This window comes from Acinetobacter gyllenbergii CIP 110306 = MTCC 11365 (genome assembly GCF_000413855.1).
GTDB lineage: Bacteria > Pseudomonadota > Gammaproteobacteria > Pseudomonadales > Moraxellaceae > Acinetobacter > Acinetobacter gyllenbergii.
Genome location: NZ_ATGG01000003.1, coordinates 33,272 through 49,579, shown reverse-complemented (window position 1 = coordinate 49,579; position 16,308 = coordinate 33,272). Strand labels below are relative to the sequence as shown.

The 16,308-nt window shown below is 43.5% G+C and carries 12 protein-coding genes; 8 read left to right on the top strand and 4 right to left on the bottom strand.

Going from position 1 to position 16,308, the window contains the following annotated elements:
- The first annotated feature begins 10 nt into the window (after nt 1-10).
- The 3 genes from F957_RS19615 (at nt 11) to adeC (ending at nt 5,749) form a co-directional block, all read left to right on the top strand.
- Entirely contained in the window at nt 11-1,156 is a 1,146-nt protein-coding gene (locus F957_RS19615; RefSeq protein ID WP_016542137.1) for an efflux RND transporter periplasmic adaptor subunit, read from the top strand.
- On the top strand, nt 1,156-4,266 hold the full coding sequence (locus F957_RS19620; RefSeq protein ID WP_016542136.1) for an efflux RND transporter permease subunit: 3,111 nt from the start codon (nt 1,156-1,158) through the stop codon (nt 4,264-4,266). Before F957_RS19615 ends, F957_RS19620 begins: the two co-directional genes overlap by 1 nt.
- Nucleotides 4,267-4,345: 79 nt before the next feature.
- Nucleotides 4,346-5,749, top strand: a complete 1,404-nt coding sequence (gene adeC, locus F957_RS19625; protein WP_016542135.1) for an AdeC/AdeK/OprM family multidrug efflux complex outer membrane factor — start codon at nt 4,346-4,348, stop codon at nt 5,747-5,749.
- Between the two features lie 73 nt (nt 5,750-5,822).
- Here the strand turns inward: adeC and F957_RS19630 are convergent, their stop codons facing one another.
- Nucleotides 5,823-6,845, bottom strand: a complete 1,023-nt coding sequence (locus F957_RS19630; RefSeq protein ID WP_016542134.1) for an AraC family transcriptional regulator — start codon at nt 6,843-6,845, stop codon at nt 5,823-5,825.
- A 166-nt stretch (nt 6,846-7,011) separates the two neighbouring features.
- On the opposite strand from F957_RS19630, the gene F957_RS19635 reads away from it, so the two are divergent.
- The 5 genes from F957_RS19635 to F957_RS19655 all read left to right on the top strand — a co-directional run bounded on the left by F957_RS19635 (nt 7,012) and on the right by F957_RS19655 (nt 11,963).
- On the top strand, nt 7,012-8,052 hold the full coding sequence (locus F957_RS19635) for an NAD-dependent epimerase/dehydratase family protein (protein WP_032860977.1): 1,041 nt from the start codon (nt 7,012-7,014) through the stop codon (nt 8,050-8,052).
- Nucleotides 8,053-8,075: 23 nt separating this feature from the next.
- Entirely contained in the window at nt 8,076-9,023 is a 948-nt protein-coding gene (locus F957_RS19640) for a metal-dependent hydrolase (protein WP_016542132.1), read from the top strand.
- Between the two features lie 7 nt (nt 9,024-9,030).
- Nucleotides 9,031-9,927, top strand: a complete 897-nt coding sequence (locus F957_RS19645) for an alpha/beta fold hydrolase (RefSeq protein ID WP_016542131.1) — start codon at nt 9,031-9,033, stop codon at nt 9,925-9,927.
- A 56-nt stretch (nt 9,928-9,983) separates the two neighbouring features.
- The gene (locus F957_RS19650) at nt 9,984-11,489 is read left to right on the top strand and encodes a flavin-containing monooxygenase (RefSeq protein WP_016542130.1); all 1,506 of its coding nucleotides are present in this window, start codon (nt 9,984-9,986) and stop codon (nt 11,487-11,489) included.
- A gap of 78 nt (nt 11,490-11,567) precedes the next feature.
- The gene (locus F957_RS19655; protein ID WP_016542129.1) at nt 11,568-11,963 is read left to right on the top strand and encodes an acyl-CoA thioesterase; all 396 of its coding nucleotides are present in this window, start codon (nt 11,568-11,570) and stop codon (nt 11,961-11,963) included.
- A gap of 44 nt (nt 11,964-12,007) precedes the next feature.
- Here F957_RS19655 and F957_RS19660 read toward each other — a convergent pair whose 3' ends face one another.
- The 3 genes from F957_RS19660 to F957_RS19670 all read right to left on the bottom strand — a co-directional run bounded on the left by F957_RS19660 (nt 12,008) and on the right by F957_RS19670 (nt 16,266).
- The gene (locus F957_RS19660) at nt 12,008-12,949 is read right to left on the bottom strand and encodes a Dyp-type peroxidase (protein ID WP_016542128.1); all 942 of its coding nucleotides are present in this window, start codon (nt 12,947-12,949) and stop codon (nt 12,008-12,010) included.
- 84 nt (nt 12,950-13,033) lie between these two features.
- Entirely contained in the window at nt 13,034-13,822 is a 789-nt protein-coding gene (fdhD, locus tag F957_RS19665; protein ID WP_016542127.1) for a formate dehydrogenase accessory sulfurtransferase FdhD, read from the bottom strand.
- Between the two features lie 32 nt (nt 13,823-13,854).
- Complete coding sequence (locus F957_RS19670) at nt 13,855-16,266, bottom strand: FdhF/YdeP family oxidoreductase (RefSeq protein ID WP_016542126.1); 2,412 nt, start codon at nt 16,264-16,266, stop codon at nt 13,855-13,857.
- Nucleotides 16,267-16,308: the final 42 nt, after the last annotated feature.

Here is a 16,308-nt window from a genome sequence, read left to right as displayed (position 1 = left end):
TTTGGACAGAATGCAAAAGCATCTATTACTTCCATTATTTTTATCCATCGGACTTGTATTACAAGGCTGTGGTTCTGATGAGGCAAAGCCAGCTGAAACGCCCCCTGCAAAAGTGAGTGTTTTAAATCTTCAACCGCAAGCGGTCAACTTTAGCGAAAACTTACCAGCGCGTGTACAGGCTTTCAGAACTGCTGAGATTCGCCCTCAAGTCGGCGGTATTATTGAAAAAGTGTTATTCCGACAAGGCAGTGAAGTTAAAGCAGGCCAAGCACTGTATAAAATTAATGCTGAAACCTTCCAAGCAGATGTGAACAGTAATCGTGCCTCACTGAATAAGGCTGAAGCAGAAGTAGTACGTTTAAAAGTTCAGTTAGAACGCTATGAACAATTATTACCAAGCAATGCGATCAGTAAGCAAGAAGTCAGTAATGCCCAAGCTGAATATCGTCAGGCCTTAGCTGATGTTGCCCAGATGAAAGCCTTACTTACACGTCAAAACCTAAATCTGCAATACGCCACTGTGCGTGCCCCGATTTCGGGTCGGATCGGACAATCGTTTGTCACTGAAGGTGCATTGGTCAGCCAAGGTGATGCCAATACCATGGCAACCGTACAACAAATTGATAAAGTCTATGTCGATGTAAAACAGTCGATTGGTGAATACGAACGTTTACAAGCCGCGCTACAAAGTGGTGAGTTGTCTGCCAATAATGAAAAAACGGTACGTATTTCAAATAGTCATGGTCAAGCCTATAACGTCACAGCCAAAATGCTCTTTGAAGACATCAATGTTGATCCAGAAACTGGCGATGTCACCATCCGTATTGAAGTGAATAATCCTGAAAGAAAATTACTTCCGGGTATGTATGTGCGTGTCAATATTGACCGTGCTTCGATCCCTCAAGCTTTATTGATTCCTGCTCAAGCAGTACAACGCAACATCAATGGCGAGCCGCAAGTCTATGTGATCAATGCGAAAGGTGCAGCAGAGATTCGCCCAATTGAGTTGGGCCAACAGTATGATCAATTCTATATTGCCAATAAAGGCCTGAAAACAGGCGATAAAGTGGTTGTAGAAGGTATTGACCGTATTCAGCCCAATCAAAAACTTGAAATCAGCAACTGGAAAGTCCCTGCAATACAAGGAGCTCAATGATGATGTCACAATTCTTCATTCGCCGCCCTGTGTTTGCATGGGTGATTGCGATTTTCATTATTTTATTTGGGGTGCTTAGTATTCCCAAATTACCGATTGCCCGCTTTCCAAGTGTGGCACCACCTCAAGTCAACATTACTGCGGTATATCCAGGTGCAACTCCCAAAACGATCAATGACAGCGTTGTGACTTTGATCGAACGAGAATTATCTGGGGTTAAAAACCTGCTTTACTATAGCGCGACCACGGATACCTCTGGTACAGCTCAGATTTCTGCGACCTTTAAACCGGGTACAGATGTTGAAATGGCGCAGGTCGATGTACAAAACAAGATCAAGGCTGTTGAAGCACGTCTACCTCAAGTGGTTCGCCAACAAGGCTTACAAGTTGAGGCCTCTTCATCAGGCTTCCTGATGCTGGTTGGAATCAACTCACCGAACGGGCAATATTCTGAAGTTGACGTGAGTGATTATCTGGTCCGTAACGTGGTCGAAGAACTGAAACGGGTTGAAGGCGTAGGTAAAGTTCAATCCTTCGGTGCTGAAAAAGCCATGCGTATCTGGGTTGACCCAAACAAACTGGTGTCTTACGGCCTGTCGATTAGTGATGTCAACAATGCCATCCGTGAAAACAACGTCGAGATTGCACCCGGTCGACTTGGTGATCTGCCTGCTGCCAAAGGGCAATTGATTACAATTCCTTTATCTGCCGAAGGTCAATTGGGCGATGTTGAACAATTTAAAAATATCAGTCTCAAAAGTAAGACCAGCGGTAGTGTTATTAAACTGTCTGACGTTGCTAATGTAGAAATGGGTTCACAAGCCTATAACTTTGCAATTTTAGAAAATGGTAAACCAGCAACGGCTGCTGCAATTCAGCTCAGCCCGGGTGCCAATGCAGTGAAAACGGCTGAAGGTGTCAGAGCCAAAATTGAAGAATTAAAACTCAATTTACCTGAAGGCATGCAATTTAGTATTCCTTATGACACTGCACCTTTCGTTAAAATTTCAATCGAAAAAGTAATTCATACCTTACTTGAAGCCATGGTTCTGGTGTTCATTGTGATGTATTTATTCTTGCATAATGTTCGCTATACCTTAATTCCAGCCATTGTTGCACCGATTGCGCTGTTGGGTACTTTTGCGGTGATGTTGCTTGCAGGCTTCTCGATTAACGTACTGACCATGTTTGGTATGGTGCTCGCGATCGGGATTATCGTCGATGATGCGATTGTGGTGGTGGAAAACGTCGAACGGATTATGGCAACTGAAGGTCTGCCACCGAAAGAAGCAACCTCCAAAGCGATGAAGGAAATCACTAGCCCAATTATTGGGATTACCTTAGTCCTAGCAGCGGTGTTCTTACCGATGGCCTTTGCCAGTGGTTCGGTTGGTATTATCTATCAACAATTCACCTTAACTATGTCAGTGTCAATTCTGTTCTCGGCATTATTGGCGTTGATTTTGACTCCTGCACTATGTGCCACCATTCTCAAACCGATTGATGGCCATCATCAAAAGAAAGGTTTCTTTGCATGGTTTGACCGTAGCTTCGATAAAGTCACCAAAAAGTATGAATTGATCCTGCTGAAAGTGATCAAACATAGCATTCCAATGATGGCGATCTTTGTGGTGATTACAGGTCTTACCTTCGCAGGTATGAAGTATTGGCCAACGGCATTTATGCCTGAAGAAGATCAAGGTTGGTTCCTGACTTCATTCCAGTTGCCTTCTGACGCCACTGCTGAAAGAACACGCAATGTGGTAAATGAATTTGAAAGTAGCTTAAAAGACAATCCGAATGTAAAAAGTAACACCACGATTATGGGCTGGGGCTTCAGTGGTGCAGGTCAAAACGTGGGGATTGCCTTTACCACGCTCAAAGATTTTAAAGAGCGTACTTCCAGTGCAAGCGAAATGACCAATGCTGTCAATGAAACGATGGCACATAGTCAAGAAGGCGCAACCATGGCTGTGCTTCCACCCGCCATTGATGAACTTGGGACTTTTTCAGGTTTCAGCTTGCGCTTACAAGACCGTGCCAACCTAGGGATGCCTGCACTTTTAGCTGCACAAGACCAGTTAATGGAAATGGCAGCCAAGAATAAAAAGTTCTATATGGTATGGAATGAAGGCTTACCACAAGGTGACAATATTTCTTTAAAAATTGACCGTGCAAAATTGAATGTTCTTGGTGTGAAGTTCGCAGATGTTTCGGACATCATTTCTACTTCAATGGGTTCAATGTACATCAATGACTTCCCGAATCAGGGACGTATGCAACAAGTGATTGTACAGGTCGACGCCAAATCGCGGATGCAATTAAAAGATATTCTGAATCTGAAAGTCATGGGTTCAAATGGGCAATTAGTCTCTTTATCTGAAGTGGTCACACCGCAATGGAATAAAGCACCACAGCAATATAACCGCTATAACGGACGTCCATCGTTGAGTATTGCAGGTATTCCGAACTTTGATACATCGTCAGGCGATGCCATGCGTGAAATGGAAAACCTGATTGCCAAACTACCGAAAGGGATTGGCTATGAATGGACAGGTATTTCTTTGCAAGAAAAGCAATCTGAATCGCAGATGGCATTCTTACTTGCCTTGTCTATGCTGGTCGTGTTTCTGGTTCTGGCTGCGCTTTATGAAAGTTGGGCCATTCCACTTTCAGTCATGCTGGTGGTGCCTTTGGGTATCTTTGGTGCGGTGGTTGCGATTATGTCACGTGGTTTAATGAATGATGTGTTCTTTAAAATCGGTCTGATTACCATTATTGGTTTATCGGCCAAGAACGCGATTCTGATTGTCGAATTTGCCAAGATGCTGAAAGAAGAAGGCATGAGTTTAGTTGAGGCCACTGTTGCTGCAGCCAAACTTCGTTTACGTCCGATTCTGATGACTTCACTCGCCTTTACCTGTGGTGTGATTCCATTGGTCATCGCTTCAGGTGCCAGTTCGGAAACACAGCATGCCTTAGGTACAGGTGTATTTGGTGGCATGATTTCAGCGACAATTCTAGCGATCTTCTTTGTCCCAGTCTTCTTCATTTTTATTCTGGGTGCAGTTGAAAAGCTGTTTTCTTCGAAGCAAAAAAATCCATCTTAAATGACATTGAGCAGAGGGAATCAATGGATTTCCTCTGACTCCTCCTCTGTATTTATCCTTATATTATTTGGAGAAGACCATGTCTAATGTGACTGTCTTATCTCGTGGCCTACTTGTCTCTACGCTTTCAATGGCCTTGACGGCGTGTATGAATATGCAGGCACCAAAACCTGTGATTCAATCCGATATTCCACAAAATTTTTCTCAAACCACGGCTGGAACTTCAATTGCCAATCAGGGTTATCAACAATTTTTTTCAGACTCTCGTTTATTAAAAGTGATCGACATCAGTTTAAATCACAATCGTGACTTACGTACTGCAACACTGAATATCCAACGTGCACAGCAACAATATCAAATCAGTAAAAATGACCAGTTGCCTACTATTGGAGCAACTGGCAGTGCTGTACGACAAGTCAACCCTACGGTAAATCCGAATAATCCTTATTCCACCTTTCAGGTCGGCCTTGGCGTAACTGCTTATGAGTTAGACTTTTGGGGTCGTGTACAAAGTTTAAAAGATGCTGCGCTAAACAATTACCTTGCCACCCAAAGTGCCAGAGATGCCACTCAAATTAGTCTAGTGAGTCAGGTCAGCCAAGCATGGTTGAATTATGCCTATGCAAAGGCCAATTTAAATCTGGCTGAGCAGACCTTAAAAGCACAACTCGATTCCTATAACCTCAACAAAAAACGCTTTGATGTCGGGATTGATAGTGAAGTTCCTTTACGTCAGGCTCAGATTTCGGTTGAAACAGCCCGAAATGATGTGGCGACCTATAAGACCCAAGTGTCACAAGCAAAAAACCTACTGGATCTATTGGCTGGCCAAGCTGTTCCTCAAAATCTCCTACCGAATCATGCCGTGAAAAGTATTAGTGCTGAAAGTACCTTTGCAACAGGCTTAAGCAGTGATTTACTCAATCATCGTCCAGACCTAAAAGCTGCTGAATATCAGCTACTTGCTTCTGGGGCAAATATTGGCGCAGCGAAAGCACGCATGTTCCCGACCATTAGTCTGACAGGTTCGGCGGGATATGCATCGACTGATCTCAAAGATTTATTTAAATCAGGAGGCTTCTCTTGGTCAGTTGGGCCAAGTATTGATGTTCCGATTTTTGATTGGGGAACGCGTAAAGCCAATATTAAAATTTCTGAAACAGAGCAAAAAATTGCTGTTGCCGACTATGAGAAAGCCATTCAATCTGCTTTTCGTGAAGTCAATGATGCGCTTGCTGCTCGTGCCCATATTGAAGATCGCTTGAGTGCTCAACGCCGTTTGGTTTCAGCAACTGATACCACCTATAAATTATCTACGGCTCGCTTTAGGGCCGGCATTGACAGTTATTTGACGGTACTAGATGCACAACGTTCTGCTTATGCAGCGCAACAAGGTCTATTGATGTTGGAACAAACCAAGTTAAATAACCAGATCGAACTCTATAAAGCTTTAGGTGGTGGATTATCTCAACCAGCAGTGTAGATTTCAACTTTTTTGCACTCGATCTCTAGTTAAGCTATCTCGCCTTTCTCTGTCTTAAATAAACAGTCTGATGTTAACTAGAGACCGACTCTCGTAAATTGCGATATTGCTTCGGGGTCTGATTGGCCCAGCGCTTGAATGCACGGGTAAAATGGGTCACATCGGAGTAGCCTAATTTTTCTGAAATAGAGGAAATACTATATTCATGATGATTCAGTAATTTTTTGGCATATCGCTCTCGGACTTGATCCAAGAGAAGCTGAAAAGTGGTTCCCTCTTTTGCCAATTGACGCTGTAATGTCCGCTCTGTCAAATGCAACTTATCTGCAACCTCGTTCATTTTGAAAAAACCTTCAACCTCATCAAAAAGCAATTCACGGACCAAAGCTGTTAGCGGGCGTTTCTCTCCTCGTTTTGCCACCAGCTTGTTCAAATCGTGTTTGCATTGTTCTCTAGCCAATCTGGCCGCGAGTGGATCAGCCATAATTAGTGGAAGTGCTAAATAACTTTCAGGAAAAATAAGGCGGTTATTCTGCTGATTAAAACTAATTTCGCAGGGTAATAATTCTTGGACTTGAGCTAAAAATGCAGGTTCGAAATAATTCAGTTCAGCCTTAATTTCTAATTTGTTTCCTGTGATGGCATTGGACATTTGGGCAAAGCCCACCATCAGAAATGTCATGCCCACAATCCCCATCTTAAAGTTGATCATGGGTTGATCTAAATAAAGTGAGGCAAATCCATTTTCAATTTCTAAACGTGGTTTTAATGCTGGGCAACGCAGGCCTATAAATTGTTCCATAACATTTAGTGCTTCACCCAGATTGTGTGAAACCATCGCGGCCAGACCAACTGAACCATGGCATGACACCGTCATTTGTAAGCCAAGATAGACGCCCAATGCAGGTTCGTTGGTCAGTTCAACCGCTCGATTCAGTAATTGATTAAAAATATCAAAATCTAAATACCAGAACGGCTGTGAAAGTTGTTCAACCTCAACGCCACTTCCTTCCAGTAATATCTCTGCGGGAATATTTAATTTTTGTACCACATCAGCCATCAGACTGACATAAGTTCCTGGTAAAGACGGATTCACTGTCGTTATCTCATCAATGCTTTATATAAAATGTCGTAAAATGGTCAAAACTGTCATTTCAAGAACTATGACACATTGCAGTGATTCGGCATAGTACCAACAACAAAATTGTCGCATTTTTATCCACCTCTCCTTTGGATAAAAATCTCATTAAGGTTGGTAAATGATGAAAGCTCTAGTTACAGGTGGTGCTGGTTTTATTGGTTCACATATCGTACGCATGCTACTGAATGAAAATTATGAAGTTCGGGTCTTACATTTGCCTCAGGAAAAACTCACCAATCTTGAAGGTTTAGATGTTGAACTGATTGCAGGCGATATTACCGACTCGATCAAAATGGATGAAGCTGTTGAAGGCTGTGATTTAGTCTTTCATACCGCTGCTATCTATGCCTTATGGCTGCCAAAACCTGAACTGATGCGCAAGGTCAATGTAGAAGGTACACGTATTGTTCTGAATGCCGCGAAAAAAGCTGGCATTAAACGGGTGGTTTACACCAGCACAGGTGCATGTTTTGCGGGACAAGCTAAAGGCATTCAGGCTACAGAACAGAGTCCTTTTGCTTTAGGTGCAACAGGCGACGCTTATGTGCTGACCAAATTTGAAGCACACCAAATTGCCTTACAGTTTGCAGCAGGCGGTCTAGATGTGGTGATCGTTTGTCCAACAGGCCCTATTGGACCCCAAGATATCGCGCCAACTCCAACAGGAAAATTACTGTTAACAATTGCCCAGATGCCAGCGCTCGCTGTGCCAGCTGCGATCAACAATATGATTGATGTCAGAGATGTTGCCAAAGGTCATGTACTGGCTGCAGAAAAAGGCATAACAGGTGAAACCTATATTCTGGGAAATAGAGATCTGGATGGTGTAAGCATGGCGAAAACTGTTCATCATTTATTGGGCATTTGGCGACCTGTGATCACCATTCCAAACCTGATTGAAGGTGTTTCCTCCCAACTAGCAGGACATGCCGCGTTATGGGTGACCCAGCATATTACCCATAAAGCACCTCTGGTTACTCCATCAGCCGCAAAAATTGGGCAATTAGGTACCTCTTTTAATTGTGCCAAAGCGGTACAGCAATTGGGTTTACCACAAACACCAGTCGAGATTGCCATTCGCGATTCACTGCTATGGTTTGCTGCCAACGGTTATATCCAGTCCCGCAGCTTGATCAAGAAAATTGAAGCGATTTCAATCTGAGCCAAACAGACAGGTGTCGAACGATGAATAAGTTTATTGATCATCAGATTATTGCCCGTAAAGTACATTTTGATTTTTCCCAAACACCTCGTCATTGGGTTCCCAATGATGTATTGGCGACGCATGTACTCAACAGCATGCATGTGTTGTTGCCTGCTGTTGAGCACTGGTTCTGCCGTCTTGCCAACAAAACCTTGCCTTATGTCGATGACAAAAATCTGAAAGCCGATATTCGCGGATTTATTGCTCAGGAAGCCGCCCATGCCAATGCACACAAGGGCGCTGAAATCTATTTCCAGACCCATGGTATAGACCCAACGCCTTTTAAACAATTTTTAGAGTGGATGTTTAAAGATGGTTTTATGGGCGATACCCCCTTTGGAATTTATGGACCTTTTAAACGATATTCAAAACAGTGGCTTGCCTTTCGTATGGGCATCATTGCAGGTTTAGAACATTATTTCTGCTTCTTCGGCACTTGGGTGCTAGATGCTGAAGGTCTGGAACATGCTGATCCTGCGATGCTGGATATTGTACGTTGGCATGGTGCAGAAGAAGTTGAACATCGTACTGTTGGGTATGATGCTTATCGTGCACTGGCCGGCGATCATCTCAAAGGCTATTTAGGCCGCCAGCTCAGTATGAGTGTGGCCTTTATTGCAATGGTCGGGTTCTGGTTAGGTGCATCTGTCTATTTATGTAAGTTGGACAATACAACAGAAGCAAAACGAATTGCCCGCAAGAATCCATTGGCTTTGATTTGGGAATTTCAGCAAACCGCAAAACAGAAAAAAAGTCTCCCTGATCTGGTGATGATTCTGACTGCACTGAAAGGCTGGAGCAAATTTAACTATCATCCAGAACATGATGGTGATGTGAAAAAGGCACTGGCTTATATCGCGAATTCTCCTGCTGCCCAACAAGTTGCTGAAGCCTATGCTCAAGCGCTTGCAGCCAAAATGAATCGCTGAGGCCATTATGAAAAGTGCTCAACTCATCCTGCAACGTGACGGATTAAGCTTACGTGCCAATCTGTATGGTCACCCTGATCATCCTTTAGTGGTGTTGCTACATGGCTTTCCAGATACACCACATTGCTGGGACAAGGTTTACCCTGTGCTTGTCGATGCAGGCTATCAAGTTCTGGTGCCTTGGTTACGGGGTTATACACTCGATTCGATAAGCAGCAATGCTCATTATGGTTTGGCATCTGCAACTGCTGACTTGAAAGCTTGGTTAGAAATGCACGGTGCTCAAAAATTTCATTTGGTTGGACACGATTGGGGGGCAGCCATTGCCATGAGCTATGCCAGTCGATATCTGGCCTCGCTCTGTAGTGTGAGCTTACTGGCTGTTCCTCCGATTCCTGCCATGCAGAATATTTTGACCAATTTAAAATACTTTCCGAAACAACTCTATTTATCTTCTTATATGTTGCTGATGCAATCGCATTTTGCCAAAACATTACTATCGCAAAATCAAGCTGAGTTTGTTGCGAAAATCTGGAAAAAATGGTCACCCACATGGCCATTTACGCAAGCAGATTTTGCAGCCACGCGTGAGCTATTTAGCCATCCGCAAATCGCATGGGCAGCTACACGCTACTACCGTAGCTTATTTGCTATTCATCATCTTATCAACTTGAAAGCTAACCGAGATTTACTCCATCCAATCCAGCTTCCAACATTAGCTTTGGCTGGACTGGATGATGGCTGCATGAGTATTCAATTACATCGAGCGTTGGCTCAATCCAAATATTTCCCTAAAGGCTTGAATCGCATTTATTTACCCAACTGTGGGCATTTCTTGCAGGCAGAGCAACCGCAGCGTGTTGCCGAATTGCTGCTTGAACATTTTCAACAGACTACCGTCTAAACACTGACTCGCCCCTTTTGTTGAGTTATCTCCATATTTCATTTCAGGATTTTTCTATGAATAAAGCAGTTAAATCATCCAAACCCACTCAACGAGTTGATGTCTTGATCATTGGTGCAGGTCCATCTGGACTAAGTACCTGTATCAAATTAAAGCAACAAGGTATTAACAATGTTGTGATTCTGGATATGGCCAACCGTATTGGGGGTACATGGGCACTGAATGATTATCCAGGCCTGTTTTGTGATGTTCCCAGCGAAATGTATTCTCTGGGCTTTGCACCCAATCCCAATTGGTCTCGAACTTACGCCCCTCAGGCTGAAATTCGTCAATATTTAGAAGATGTGGCGCATCAGTTTAATATTGTTCCCCAGATTCAGCTTGGCACAGAAGTGACCGAAGCACGATGGGACAAAGGACTGAATCGCTGGATGATCAGTACAGCGGATGGTCAAAGTTACAGTGCAAAATTTTTTGTTCCTGCGACAGGCTTCATTGGCGAAGCCAAAATGCCCAGCTTTCCTGGACAAGAACAATTCAAAGGCACCATGTTCCATTCAGGAAAATGGAACCACGAATACGATTTAACGGCTAAACGTGTTGCCGTGATCGGCAGCGGTGCTTCAGCAATTCAATTTTTACCTGCAATTCAGCCAAAAGTTGGGCATTTATACAGTTTCCAACGCACTCCATCTTGGGTACTGCCTAAACCTGATTTTGCTGTGCCAAATATTGTGAAAACGGTTTTCAAAAAAGCACCGTTGTTAGAGAGAATCATTCGTGAAAGTGCATTATGGAGTTTGGAGCCCTCACTCCCTGTCTTCATGAACATCAAGATGATGGAAAAATTACATGCGCTGGGTAAACTAAATATCAACCTCAGTATTAAAGATCCTGAAATGCGTCGGGCCGTTACACCGACACATACGCTGGGCTGTAAACGTCCGATGTTCTCCAACAACTGGTATGCTGCTTTGGTTAAACCCAATGTATCGGTGCTGTTTCAAGGTCTATCGCATATCACTGAACATGGTGTGGTGGGTGAAGATGGTAAAGAAATTGCAGTGGATACTATTATTTTTGGTACGGGCTATGCCGTCGCCGAACCAGCCATTTATAAAATGATTAAAGGAGCCGATGGTCGCAGTTTAAGTGACATATGGCAACGCCAACCACGGGCCTATATGGGCATGTCGATTTATGGTTTTCCCAACATGTTTATGATGCTAGGCCCAAACTCACAAAATACGGTTGGTTCGGTCATGTGGACGGCAGAACAACAGGCCGTCTATATTTCCAAAGCCATTAAACTCATGCAACAACGGCGTATCGACTACATTGAAGTGAAAGAAGCCGTGCAAAAACAATTTAATGCCCGCATTGATAAACGTTTGGCGAAAATGCCCGTTCGGCCTGATATCTGTAAGAGCTATTATTTAGATGACGCAGGTCGTAATCATATTATCTGGCCAGAGTTTGGCTTTGTGATAAAGCGCAAACTGCACCATGTCAATCTGAAGGATTACCGCATTGAAAGTAAAGTGCTTAAAGTAGTCGCCTAAGTCTATTATCAGGGCTGACGTATGTAAGCGTCAGCCTTTATAGTAGATGAGTTTAAATCAGAAAATAATTGCTTAGCTATGTTTACACTTTCGATTACACCAAGATTCTATGAAACTGATGCCTTTGGACATATCAACAATACCGTGATTACAGGCTGGTTTGAAACCGCACGCGAACCAGTTTTTCGTCTCTTTAATCCGAGTATGGAGATCAAAAATCTACCTTTGATTCTGGCTCGTGTCGAGGTCGATTTTGTGGCGCAAATTTATTACGGCGCGGATATTGAAATCAAAACGTGGATTGAGCATATCGGCAATTCTTCATTCATTGTTGCGCATGAAGCTTGGCAAAATGAGCACTGCGTAGCACGCGGAAAGGCTGTTCAGGTTTATTTTGATTTCAGCACACAGAAATCGGGGCGTATTCCAGATCAGTTCCGCACCTTGTTACAGCAATATCTAATTGCAGCATAATGATGTTCAGCTGAAATGAAATATGCCATTTCAGCTGATTCAATTTATTCACCCAAGTCTTCGAGAAAGTCAAAGGTGGGCACAAAGAATAAACTGCCTGAAACGGGTGTACTAAAATCCAATAAGCGATCAACATGTCCTGTTTCCTTACCCAAGAACATATTTTCAAGCATGGTTTTCGTAATATTAAAAGAACGAGAGTAGCCAATAAAGAAGGTACCATACTCTCCTTCAGTTGGATTGGAAAATGGCATATTGGCTCTTAAAATTTTGAGTTCATTGCCGTCAGCATCATGTGCCTTACTGGCCACATTATGCGCACTTTGCGGTTTTACATCATCACCAAGTTCCACGTCATCATATTTCTTACGACCTATGACTTTTTCCTGCTCTTCTGTGCTGAGGCCTTTCCACATTTCCATGTTATGCAAATATTTTTGAATAAACACATAACTACCGCCAAGGAACTCAGCATCTTCTTCACCGACATAGGCAATCTCTTTGGCAATTTCATGTTCAGGATTCTCTGTCCCGTCCACAAAACCAATAATGGCGCGACCATCGAAGTAACGGAAACCTTTGGTTTCACTAATCGAATAGGTATCGTCTTTGAGTTGCTCATGCAGAATTGCGGCCAATTCATAGCAAATGGCCATTTGATTAGCACGAATATGGAAGAACAAATCACCTGCCGTTGCGACTGCGGTATGTCTTGGTCCTTTGATTTCCTGAAATGGCGCAAGCTGTTTTGGTTTATTTAATTCAGGAAAGAGTAAATCCCACGCATTGGAACCAATCCCCACAGAAGCACTAAAATTACCGTTGGGAAAGCGATTGGTCAGACTACGTACCAATGCTGAAAAATTAGCAAGAAAATCAATAATCCCAGAATGATCCGGTTGGGTATTGATTCCAAGCACAATAAATAAGGCATTCTCACCCGAAAGATTATTGATGACTGGCTGTGGTCTTAAAGGTAGATTCATAATTTTTAGGAATAGAAGAACTTAGTGCTCATATCCTACACAAATCAAAGCATGAGTCAGCAACATAATCACAAATTTTTACTATTATTCAGTATATAAAACAAAGCTATCTCCCCGACAAAAACTTGCTAAAGTCAGATTCGATTGCTTTGCCATGGCGATGGCCATACTGGTCGGTGCAGAAATGGTTGCCAGTAAAGCAATATTGGATTGTGCGCACTTACGAATCAGTTCATAACTGGCACGACTGGTCATCACCACAAAACCATCACCCACATTGAACTTTTGCTCCGCCAGATAACCCAATAACTTATCTAAAGCGTTGTGCCGTCCAACATCTTCAAATAACGCTACGATTTGCCCTTTCACGACCCAAGCTGCCGCATGCGCCCCTCCCGTGAGCGCTGTGATTTTTTGTCTGACTTTCAGTTGGGTAATCGCATTCGGGATCTGATTTAACCATGTTGATGGCACCTGGGTACTGACCACAGGTAAATCAGCATAAAGTTGTTTTAAACTTTCAATCCCGCATAGACCGCAGCCTGTGCGTCCCACCATCATACGACGATGCTCTTTTAACGCGACAAAAGCACGGGTCGAAATGGTCATATCCACTTCAACCCCCAGTTCATTTTGACGAATATCCAGTGAATATAGCTCACTTAAGCTATGCAGAATCCCTTCAGACAGGCTAAAGCCTTTGGCAAAGACTTCAAGATCTGACGGCGTCGCCATCATCACCGCATGAGAGATCCCGTTATAGACCAAGGCAACAGGATATTCCTGCACGATATAGTCGATTTCATTTTCACAACGATCATGCTGAAAACGATGCACTTGCACCGTTTCATAGCCATGTGTTTTGGTGTCCACACCCAACCTCTTTATACGATTGCAGTCATACACTATGCGTTACTGACGCGTTCATTAGCATGCTCAGGATCAACTTCCACATTCAGATTGAAATGCGCTGGTGCATTCCCCGCATGTAGAATCACAGGAATGCTTTTTGATGCTGGGATTTTGGCATATTTATCATGGCTGCCCAAAGCCACCAATGGATTGGTTTCGGGATAATAGGCCGCCAGACTACCTTGCGGAATGTTATACGGCACAATACGGAAACTATGCACGATTCGTTTTACCCCATCCGAGAACACACTTTCGATATCAACCCATTGATCTGCTTCAAAACCTGCGGCATCAATATCCGCCTGATTCATAAACAAAACACGGCGCTGTCCGAATACACCGCGGTAGCGATCATCCAAACCATATAAAGTGGTGTTGTACTGGTCATGTGAACGTGTGGTCATCAAGGTATAAACTTGCTGCTCAGTATAAGCCGCAGCATATTGATTTTCTTTGTCTTCGTAGACTTCTGTCAAAGGTGTAATCAAAAACTGGGCTTTGCCGCTAGGCGTATGCCAAACATGCTGATTGGCTGGATGCTCTAAATGAAAACCGCTCGGTTGATAAACCCGTTGGTTGAAATCATGAAATTCATCAAAAACATCAGCAATGGAATCGCGAATACGATCATAGCTCTCAATATACCAACGCCATTTCACCGTACTGTCTGGTAGGGCTGCTGCTGCCATACGCGCGACAATATCTGGCTCGGATAAGATATTTTCTGAAATCGGCGGATTGCGGCCTGCAGAAAGATGCACATTACTCATCGAATCTTCAACTGAAATGGCCTGAGCACCATGAAGCTGCATGTCCACTTCTGTCCGCCCCAAACACGGTAACATTAAGGCCGTCTTGCCACAGACCAAATGGCTACGATTCAACTTGGTGGTAATGTTGACAGTTAAATCACAACGGCGTAACGCCTCTTGAGTATAGGGCGTATCAGGAGTAGCAACCGCAAAGTTTCCGCCTAGACCGATAAAGACTTTGACCTCGCCTTCATACATCGCCTTGATGGTATCGACTACCCCAAAACCATGTTTACGCGGCGACTTGATCCCAAAAACCCGATCAATACTATCCAGAAGTGCATCACTTGGATTTTCATTGATACCCATAGTTCGGTCACCCTGCACATTACTATGACCGCGTACTGGACAAAGACCTGCACCCGGACGACCGATATGCCCTCTTGCCAGCATCAGGTTTGCCAGCATATGAATATTGGCTGTCCCGTGACGGTGTTGGGTAATCCCCATCCCCCAACAGAAAATAGCGGTTTTCGCATCTAGATACATTTTGGCAATTGATTCTAAATGTTCAGGTGACAGTCCCGTATGTTTATGAATTTCTGCCCATGCTGTGCCATCAATTTCAGCCAGCATTTCATCAAAACCAATGGTATTCAATTCAATGAAGCTACGATCAAAAACACTTGCTTTTCCTTTCGCCAGTGCCTTTTTATCCCATTCCAACAAATGCTTCATCACCCCAAACATCAGTGCATAGTCACCCCCAATTTTAGGTTGGAAGTAATAGCGGCTGATTGGGGTACTGCCATTGGTCATCATTTCCAATGGCGCTTGCGGATCTTGGAAACGTTCCAGCCCACGTTCTTTGATTGGGTTAATAGCAACAATATTACCGCCTCTTCGAGAAACTTCTCTCAAGGTTGCCAACATACGTGGATGGTTGGTGCCTGGATTATGCCCAAAACTAAAAATCGCATCGGCCTGATCAAAATCATCCAGAATAACGGTGCCTTTACCCAAACCAATCGCATCTTTTAAACCGACACTGGTAGTTTCATGACACATATTAGAACAGTCAGGGAAATTATTGGTACCAAAGCTGCGAACAAAAAGTTGATACAGAAATGCCGCTTCATTACTGGCACGACCAGAGGTATAAAAAGCCGCTTGGTCAGGATGATCAAGTGCTTGTAAATGCTGAGCAATCAATTGAAAGGCTTCATCCCAAGAAATTGGGACATATTTATCAGAAACAGGGTCATATCGCATTGGATCCGTTAATCGCCCAAGATCCTCAAGATAGAAATCATTTTGCTCAGCCAGCCAACTGACGGTATGTTGCGCAAAGAATTCAGGCGTTACCGTTTTACTGGTTGCTTCAAAAGCCACGGCTTTGGCGCCGTTTTCACAGAAGTTAAAAGCATGTGCATCTTTTTTCTCAGGCCATGCACAACCTGGGCAATCAAAGCCTGTGGGTTGATTAATATTCAGTAAGGTAATTGAACCTTTTTTTAAGATATCTTGCCTTTTCAGATTGCGAGCAACACTGAGTAATGCTCCCCATCCTCCCGCAGGTTGGGTATAGGGTTCAATTCGTGCAAAACTGGTGTTCTCTTGCTTATGTATGGTTTGTTCTGAGTTATCCGTCATGTTGCCCTCATCTGAGCTATTTTTTAACATTTGCTATAGATA